This window comes from Pontibacter aydingkolensis, from assembly GCF_019443125.1.
GTDB classification, from domain to species: Bacteria; Bacteroidota; Bacteroidia; order Cytophagales; family Hymenobacteraceae; genus Pontibacter; species Pontibacter aydingkolensis.
Genome location: NZ_JAHYXK010000024.1, coordinates 40,247 through 48,417, shown reverse-complemented (window position 1 = coordinate 48,417; position 8,171 = coordinate 40,247). Strand labels below are relative to the sequence as shown.

Here is an 8,171-nt window from a genome sequence, read left to right as displayed (position 1 = left end):
TGGTCTGTTCTGTCATGGCTGTTACGAATTAAGTCTGCAAACTTTAAAACGTACAACAGCCGCTGGCAGAACAGATTTTTTGTGTTAAACCGCGTGTACTATCACGCAACTTGAGTTAATTAGATATCCGTGTCCGATACCATCATACATTTAGATAAGAAACGTCCGCTTAACCTGCGTTGGCTACTTAAAATGGCCTGGCGCGACAGCCGTCGTAACCGGGGCAAGCTGGCTTTGTTTATTTCATCCATTGTTTTGGGAATTGCCGCGCTGGTGGCTATAAACTCATTCTCGGATAACTTGCGCACCGATATAGACAACCAGGCAAAGTCGCTGATAGGAGCAGACCTGGTGGTGGCGACCAGTAAAGAAATAGAGCCTGATATGCAAAAGCTGCTGGACTCTTTAGCCGTAGGCGGCAACCGCTCAGATGAAGTCAGGTTTGTGTCCATGGTATACTTTCAGGCTTCGCAGGGTACTAGACTAGTGCAGGTTCGGGCACTGGAGAAAGGCGGCTTTCCATACTATGGCGCTATCGAAACAGAGCCACAAAGCGCCAGCAGAACTTTCAGAGAGGAAGGCCGCAAAGCCCTCGTGGACCACACCTTACTGTTACAATACAATACCAAACCCGGCGACTCGATTAAAATAGGTAACCAGACCTTTGAAATTGCCGGAGCATTGCATAAAATACCGGGCCAGTCTGCCATGACGGCTACCATTGCGCCAGCCGTTTATATTCCGCGCCAGTACCTTGAGGAAACAGGTCTGCTACAGCGCGGCAGCCGCATCAGCTATTACCATTACTACAAACTACCCGAAAGCACGGACCCTGATAAACTGGCAAAAAAGCTGGAACCCAGGTTTGAGGAGGCTGGCTTTGGCTTTGACACTGTAAACAGCCGCAAAGAGGGCACCGGCAAAGCATACGCCGACCTGGCAAGCTTTCTGGCATTGGTAGGCTTTGTGGCTCTGTTGCTTGGTTGTGTGGGCGTTGCAAGCGCTGTTCATGTGTACATCAGGGAGAAACTGGCTACCATTGGCATACTTCGCTGCCTGGGCGTTAGCGGTACACAAGCTTTCCTGATCTACCTGTTCCAGGTTATGGCCATGGGCTTGATTGGCTCTATTGTAGGGGCTATACTTGGCAGCCTGATCCAGTTATACTTACCGGAGTTATTTAAAGCATTTTTACCGGTAGAGGTAACTGTGGCTGTATCGTGGGTAGCCATACTAGAGGGTATTGCTATTGGCCTGGTAGTATCTGTTTTGTTTGCACTGCTGCCCTTGCTTTCAATTCGCAACGTATCCCCGTTAATTACTATTCGCGCCGGTATAGAGCACCTTACATCACAGAAAGACAAAGTACGCTGGGCGGTATACGTCCTTATACTGACCTTTATTTTCGTGTTCGCCTATTTCCAGCTTAATACCTGGCTGCGCGCGCTTTCTTTTACAGGAGGTGTGATTGTGGGCTTCTTGGTGCTGGCACTACTAGCTCGGGCCATGATGTGGTTTGTGAAGAAGTTCTTCCCTGTAAACTGGGGCTATGTATGGCGCCAGAGTCTGGCAAACCTTTACCGGCCAAATAACCAAACCTTGCTTCTTACGGTTTCGATCGGACTGGGCACTGCGCTTATTTCAACCCTCTTTCTGATGCAGCGGCTTTTGCTAAGCGAGGTGGCCGTAGCCGGAAGCGAAAACCAGCCGAACCTGGTATTGTTTGACATACAAAACTCCCAAAAAGAAGCAATTGCACAGGTAACGCGCGATGCCGGACTCCCTGTGCTACAGTATGTGCCTGTTGTAACCATGCGCCTCGAAGAAATGAAGGGCCTCACGGCCGCCGATGTACGCAAAGACACCACACTGGGCATACCCGACTGGGCTTATACCCGTGAGTACCGTGTAACTTATCGCGATTCCCTGATCGGTTCTGAAAAAGAAGTGGAAGGCACCTGGAAAGGCACAGTTACTGACCCGAATGCACCCATACCCATATCATTGGAAGACCGGTATGCCGAGCGCCTAAAAGTTGGGGTTGGCGATACCATGATCTTTAATGTGCAGGGTGCTTTGGTGCCAACAATAGTGAGCCATTTACGTGAGGTAGAGTGGAACCGGGTGCAGAGCAATTTCCTGGTAGTTTTCCCGAAAGGTGTCCTGGAAGATGCTCCACAGTTCCATGTGCTCATGACACGCACCGACTCTACAGCACAATCGGCCAGTTTCCAGCGAAGTTTGGTGCAGCAGTTCCCTAACGTGTCTGCCATCGACCTGGACCTTATACTTCAAACACTGGACGATATACTTGGTAAAATATCTTTCGTGATTCGCTTTATGGCCTTGTTCAGTATCATTACCGGCTTGCTTGTACTTATCGGCTCTATCAACATCAGTAAATTTCAGCGGGTGCAGGAGAGTGTGTTACTACGAACCTTGGGTGCGAGCCGAAAGCAAATCTTAAGTATAAATGCATTTGAGTATTTACTACTTGGCGCATTGGCAGCCGGTACAGGCGTTATACTTTCTGTGGGTGCCAGTTGGGCATTGGCGGTGTTCAGCTTCGAAGTAAATTTTGTGCCTGACTTTGCTCCATTGCTGCCGGTTTTCCTGGGCATTACAGCTTTAACTGTTTTTATTGGCATGCTGAACAGCAGAGGCATATTAAACAGGCCTCCGCTGGAAGTACTTCGTGGTGAATCATAACCTGAACCAAGTACTATAGTTAATTAGAATAAGGCCTCTCAGCTCACTGCTTTGAGGCCTTTTTTTTAATGCTACACAAAGTATAGGTAAGCTACAGATAAAACTTAACACCCTTTTTTAAGGTACATAGTAGCATCTGTTTGCAGAAAAAATTTATATTATGAGAACAAATCGAGAGGAAAACAAAATAAAGACAGTTTTGATAACAGGTGCATCCAATGGCTTCGGAATGGAGTTTGCCAGACTTTTTGCTAAAGACGGGTATAACCTGGTGCTGGTAGCCAGAAGTACAGAGCGGCTAAAGAAGCTGGGCTATCAGCTACAAGACAAACATAAATTAGAAAAAGTATCCGTTATAACGGCAGACCTGTCAGAGGCTGGCGTTGCCACCGAAGTATACCAGCAGGTAAAATACAGCGGCATACATGTTGATATACTGATTAATAACGCAGGTGCCGGTGTACATGGCCTTTTCGATGAAACAGACCTGGAGCGGGAGCAAGCCATTGTTCAGTTAAACGTAAACACTCCGGTAGAGCTTACCAAGCACTTTTTAAAAGAGATGAAAAAGAAAGGGGAAGGTAAGATACTGAATGTTGCCTCTATCGTTTCGCTGATGCCTTCGCCATTAATGGCAATTTATGGGGCAACCAAGGCATTTATACTTTCTTTCTCGGAGGCATTGTCTAACGAACTGAAAGACACAGGCATAACTGTAACAGCTCTATGCCCGGGTGCCAGCAATACCATGTTTTTCAGAAGGGCAGGGGCTGCGCATACCCGTGCCGCGCAGGGCAATTTGTCGGAGCCGGCAGAGGTAGCGCTGGATGGCTACAATGCGTTGATGAATGGCGAAACCAAGGTTGTTTCAGGGTTAAAGACTAAGTTGCAGGCTACAAGCGCCAACATTATTCCTGATACCGCTTTGGCAGCAAGTATGCGCTACCAGATGGAGGAAGAAGAAGGAGAGTGGAAAGAAAGTAAACTATAAAACAAAAGCCCCTATAAGTCAATTGTAGGGGCTTTTGTAATACAAGTGGCTATAAAAACAAAGAAGGAACCTTCATCAGATTCCTTCTTTTTAAGCATAGACAACAAATGCCATCTGCTTGATATTTAATCTTTATACGAACCGGTTTTACCGAGGTTATACTATGCTGAATATTTTTTTCAGAAATTTAGTAGCTGTCAGTTGCCAGCATAACCAGAGTGCAATGGTGCATGGTTTCAATGTTGGCATCAGCAGCCATTTGCTCCAGTTCATGGTTCTCAGTACCCGGGTTAAAAATAATACGCTTCGGTTTTAACGAAAGTATATAATCGTACCAATAGGGCTGGTTGCGGGGGCCTACATACAAGGTAACCGTGTCTACATCTTCAATAGGTTTTTCAAGGTCAGTAACGATAGGCTGCCCCCCAACTTCTGATTTACGGATGCCTACCGGAACAACTTCATGCCCATGCTGCTGCAAACGGTGAACTGCCTTATAGGCATAACGCATTGGATTATCGGTGGCTCCTACAACAACTGTCTTTTTCATCTACTTTACAGGTTTAATACGAATACATTATATCACTGTACACTATAGCTGAGTTTCCAAACACAGTATACACGCTTATACTTTACGGGCAAAGCAGCCTAATGTAACTGTAAAATCGCAAAAAACTAAATTACAAAACAGTTATTCCTGCTTTTATAGCAGCCATTTCAGCACATCGTTCACCATCCATGGCAGCAGACACGATACCACCCGCATAACCTGCTCCCTCACCGCAAGGGTACAGGCGCTTTACATGCGTGTGCTCCAGCGTTTCTCTGTCACGCGGAACTCTGACAGGGGAGGATGTACGGCTTTCCACACCTACAATCTGAGCCTCGTTGCTTAAGTAGCCACGCATTTTGGTACCGAACGCCTTGAAACCTTCTCTTAAACGATAGGCTATATGCTCCGGGAAAAGCTTATTTATATCTACTGATACAAGGCCAGGCTGATAAGATGTATCGAGCAGTGTTTTGCTTACTCTTTTTTCTGTAAAGTCTTTTAATAACTGGGCGGGGGCAGCCTGTGTGCCGCCTGCCATTTCGCAGGCTTTCTGCTCAAGTTCCTGTTGCATACGCAGGCCGGCAAGCGGGCCATACTTGTCAAGCTCCATGTCTTCCAACTCTATAGCCACTACAATGCCTGAGTTAGAGAACTTAGAATCGCGGCGGCTCGGCGACATGCCGTTAACCACTACCTCGCCAGGCGCTGTAGCCGAGGGTACTATAAAACCACCAGGGCACATACAAAACGAGAAGATACCGCGCTGTTTTCCTTCATAATGCGTTTGGTGTACTAAAGCATAGGATGAGGCCGGCAAGTATGCCCCACGGTCCTCGCATTTATACTGTATGCTATCGATGAGGCTTTGCTGATGCTCCACCCGTACCCCCATGGCAAAAGGCTTAGCTTCCACAGTAATGCCTTTAGCGTGCAGCAGTTCAAAAATATCGCGGGCACTATGGCCGGTTGCAAGTATAACTGACTCGCCGAGGTAGGTCTCACCGTCAGAAGTAACTACGCCGCACATCTCCTCATTCTTAAGTATAAAATCTGAGACACGCTTATCAAAATGCACCTCACCGCCGGCAGCACGCACCGTTTCACGAATCGCTTCTATGATCTTTGGGAGCTTGTTTGTGCCGATGTGCGGGTGGGCATCAAAAAGTATATCGGGTGTAGCGCCGTGCTGTACCAGTATCTGAAGTATACGCTGCAGGTCGCCGCGCTTTTTAGAGCGGGTATAGAGTTTACCATCGGAGTAAGTGCCGGCACCGCCCTCACCGAAGCAGTAGTTAGAGTCGGGGTTAACGGTATGCTCTTTATTTATAGCAGCCAGATCGCGGCGGCGGCTTCTTACATCTTTACCACGCTCCAGCACCACAGGCTTTAAACCAAGCTCAATGCAACGCAAGGCGGCAAATAACCCGGCTGGTCCGGCACCTACTATCACTATCTGCTTTGCATTGCTTACGTCAAGGTAAGTATAAGTTGGGGAAATAATATCAGCAGGAGGGTTATCCAGATATACATCGGCACGTACACGCACCAGCACCTGGCGGCCACGCGCGTCTATGGAACGTTTTACACGATGTATATACTTTATTTCTTCGGGGTTTACGCGAGCACTTTTAAGGATCTCGTGCTCTAATTGTGCTGCATCAAAGGCAACTTCCGGTGCAAACACCAGGTCTAATTCTTTCTTTCTCATGTAGTTTGGGTAAGGTAGTTAGCCTTAAACCTTAGTTGATTGTTGAATTGTTGATTCAGCAAAGTATAAATTACTGGTTCAACTCTAGTTTGATGATAACAACACAAAGGTAACGCAAATTCAATCTACATAAAAAAAGACCTCACAGCTTATATACAGCAATGAGGTCTTTTTAAGGCAATCCTTTTCGCTAGAACCAAAGCCCTAGTTCAACTATCGGCATTTAATAACCTACATTCAAATATCTCCATTCAAAACTTTATCTACCCAGCCTTTGCCCCATTCCTCTATTTCCTGCTCGCTCCATAGTTCGGGGTAGAAAATGCGCTTCTGAAATTTAGGAGGCAGGTATTTCATCCAGTTTGTACCACCGGTGGCAGCAATAATGTCCGGATCGCGCTGCAGGTAACGCACTGCTGATTTATAGTGCATGAGTGGCCAGTTAACATTTACATTGCTGTCCAGCGCACGTAGTGCTTTTATTAATTTAGGGTTCTGCTGATCGGCTTCCGGTAAGCGTTTGTACACGCTCCAAAGGTTGGTGTGCTCATACTGCCTGGCAAACTGTATAAGCTGCGAAGTATACTTTTCCTCAAACTGAAGCAGGGTAAGCGTCTTTGCACCTGATGCCACTTCTGTAGCGCCTTCTTTCCAGTAAATACAGCCTATCATTTCTTCCTGTGTACTCTGCAAACCAAGTACGGCTCTTTTATCCTTTGCCACCAGGTTTCGCAGGTCAGTAGAGGCAATCTCGATCATACGGTACTGAGCCGACTGAAAACCACTGGCAGGCATCAGCGCCATCCGGAACTGCAGGAACTGCTTCGGGTCCATGCCGTCCACCATCACATCAAACGAGTCAATCAGGTTATCGAAATAGCGGTTAATGCGCTTCACGCGCTTAATTAACCAATCTACAGTAATATCCTTGTCCTCAGCTATTTGTTTATACTCCTCCAGGCTAAGCTTAAAGTATAACTCTGTGATCTGGTGATAGATGATAAAGATCTTCTCGTCCGGAATATTGGTTCGTGGGTTTTGCAGGCTCAGTAGCGTGTCCAGGTGAATATAATCCCAGTAGTTCAGGAAGTTGGTATAGTACAGGCCCTCCAGGTATGCAGCCAGGTCCTGGCCAAGGGGCACATACTTTTCTTCCAGTCTTTTTAATTGTTCCAGAACCTCTGGTTTAAAGGAATGCTCCATTTAAAACACTTTTACGGATGATTAATAAAAACCACAATGCTGCAAAGTAACTAAATTTAAGAAAGCCAAAGATGATAAAAGTCAATAATTGCTTGCTTAAGCCACGAGCAACCTATTTAAAAGCAATTGCATCTTACTGTAAAGCACAAACTATATCTCGTCATGATAAACGAAGAATTCCTAGATGTATATGCCATGTTTGTAGAATAATCGGGCTGATTAGCAGAAATAAAGCTACTTTAGCCCATATATTCTTCAAATCTGGCAGTTAATGCTTAAATTTGAGTTTCACGATATTACATCGACCTCTAACTATTTATGGCTGAAAAAAGTAGCGTTTTTGATATGATTGGTCCCGTAATGATAGGTCCTTCAAGTTCACATACAGCCGGTGTGGTACGCATAGCACGTGCAGCCATCCGAATTTTAGGCGCAGCCCCTGAAGAGGCTGTTATTACATTTTATAACTCTTTTGCACGCACGTACGAGGGCCACGGCAGCGACAGAGCCATTGTAGCCGGACTGCTGGATTTTAAAACAGACGATAAACGCATTAAGGATGCTTTTGATCATGCCAAAGAGCGAGGACTGAAGTATACTTTCAAATCAGTAGGCAATGCCTCTACTATGCACCCCAACACCATTAAGCTTAACCTTAAAGCCGGCGAAAGGCAGGTAGAAGTAATAGGCCAGAGCAGGGGCGGGGGCGTGATAAACATTGTAGAGGTAGATGGCTTTACAGCTAGTTTTTCTGCCACCTTGCACACCTTGATTATTGATGCCGACGATGTGCGCGGAAGTATAGCTTTTATAGCCTCGGTGCTGGCGCACGACGATTGCAACATCGCAACCATGAACGTATCGCGCAAAGGCCGAAACGAGATGGCGCGCCAGTTTATAGAGATGGACTCCGGTATAAAACCGATCACACTGGATTACCTGAAACAGCTTAGCTGGGTAAAACATGTTGTTTACATCCCGAACATAGATCTTTAACAACAATCAGT

General features: G+C 46.3%; 6 protein-coding genes. 3 read left to right on the top strand and 3 right to left on the bottom strand.

Translation table 11 applies throughout. The features are described from left to right. Positions 1-129 precede the first annotated feature (129 nt). Together K0O23_RS18280 and K0O23_RS18275 are read left to right on the top strand one after the other, a co-directional pair. On the top strand, positions 130-2,709 hold the full coding sequence (locus K0O23_RS18280) for an ABC transporter permease (protein WP_317195707.1): 2,580 nt from the start codon (positions 130-132) through the stop codon (positions 2,707-2,709). A 160-nt stretch (positions 2,710-2,869) separates the two neighbouring features. Beyond that, positions 2,870-3,700, top strand: a complete 831-nt coding sequence (locus K0O23_RS18275; protein WP_219878897.1) for an SDR family NAD(P)-dependent oxidoreductase — start codon at positions 2,870-2,872, stop codon at positions 3,698-3,700. A 187-nt stretch (positions 3,701-3,887) separates the two neighbouring features. On the opposite strand, the gene K0O23_RS18270 is transcribed toward K0O23_RS18275, so the two are convergent. From K0O23_RS18270 to K0O23_RS18260, 3 genes are all read right to left on the bottom strand, one after another. After that, the gene (locus K0O23_RS18270; RefSeq protein WP_219878896.1) at positions 3,888-4,250 is read right to left on the bottom strand and encodes a CoA-binding protein; all 363 of its coding nucleotides are present in this window, start codon (positions 4,248-4,250) and stop codon (positions 3,888-3,890) included. A 130-nt stretch (positions 4,251-4,380) separates the two neighbouring features. Beyond that, on the bottom strand, positions 4,381-5,961 hold the full coding sequence (locus K0O23_RS18265) for an NAD(P)/FAD-dependent oxidoreductase (protein ID WP_219878895.1): 1,581 nt from the start codon (positions 5,959-5,961) through the stop codon (positions 4,381-4,383). Positions 5,962-6,198: 237 nt separating this feature from the next. Continuing rightward, positions 6,199-7,164 carry a tryptophan 2,3-dioxygenase family protein gene (locus K0O23_RS18260; protein WP_219878894.1) on the bottom strand — a complete coding sequence of 322 codons (966 nt, stop codon included), beginning with the start codon at positions 7,162-7,164 and terminating at the stop codon, positions 6,199-6,201. Between the two features lie 318 nt (positions 7,165-7,482). Between K0O23_RS18260 and sdaAB the strand changes: the two genes are divergently transcribed. After that, positions 7,483-8,160, top strand: a complete 678-nt coding sequence (sdaAB, locus tag K0O23_RS18255; protein ID WP_219878893.1) for an L-serine ammonia-lyase, iron-sulfur-dependent subunit beta — start codon at positions 7,483-7,485, stop codon at positions 8,158-8,160. Positions 8,161-8,171 lie beyond the last annotated feature (11 nt).

Excerpts from the sequence above, each read along its gene's own strand:
- K0O23_RS18275 (WP_219878897.1), top strand. The coding sequence starts at position 2,870 with ATGAGAACAAATCGAGAGGAAAACAAAATAAAGACAGTTTTGATAACA.
- K0O23_RS18260 (WP_219878894.1), bottom strand. The coding sequence starts at position 7,164 with ATGGAGCATTCCTTTAAACCAGAGGTTCTGGAACAATTAAAAAGACTG.
- sdaAB (WP_219878893.1), top strand. The coding sequence starts at position 7,483 with ATGGCTGAAAAAAGTAGCGTTTTTGATATGATTGGTCCCGTAATGATA.
- K0O23_RS18265 (WP_219878895.1), bottom strand. The coding sequence starts at position 5,961 with ATGAGAAAGAAAGAATTAGACCTGGTGTTTGCACCGGAAGTTGCCTTT.
- K0O23_RS18270 (WP_219878896.1), bottom strand. The coding sequence starts at position 4,250 with ATGAAAAAGACAGTTGTTGTAGGAGCCACCGATAATCCAATGCGTTAT.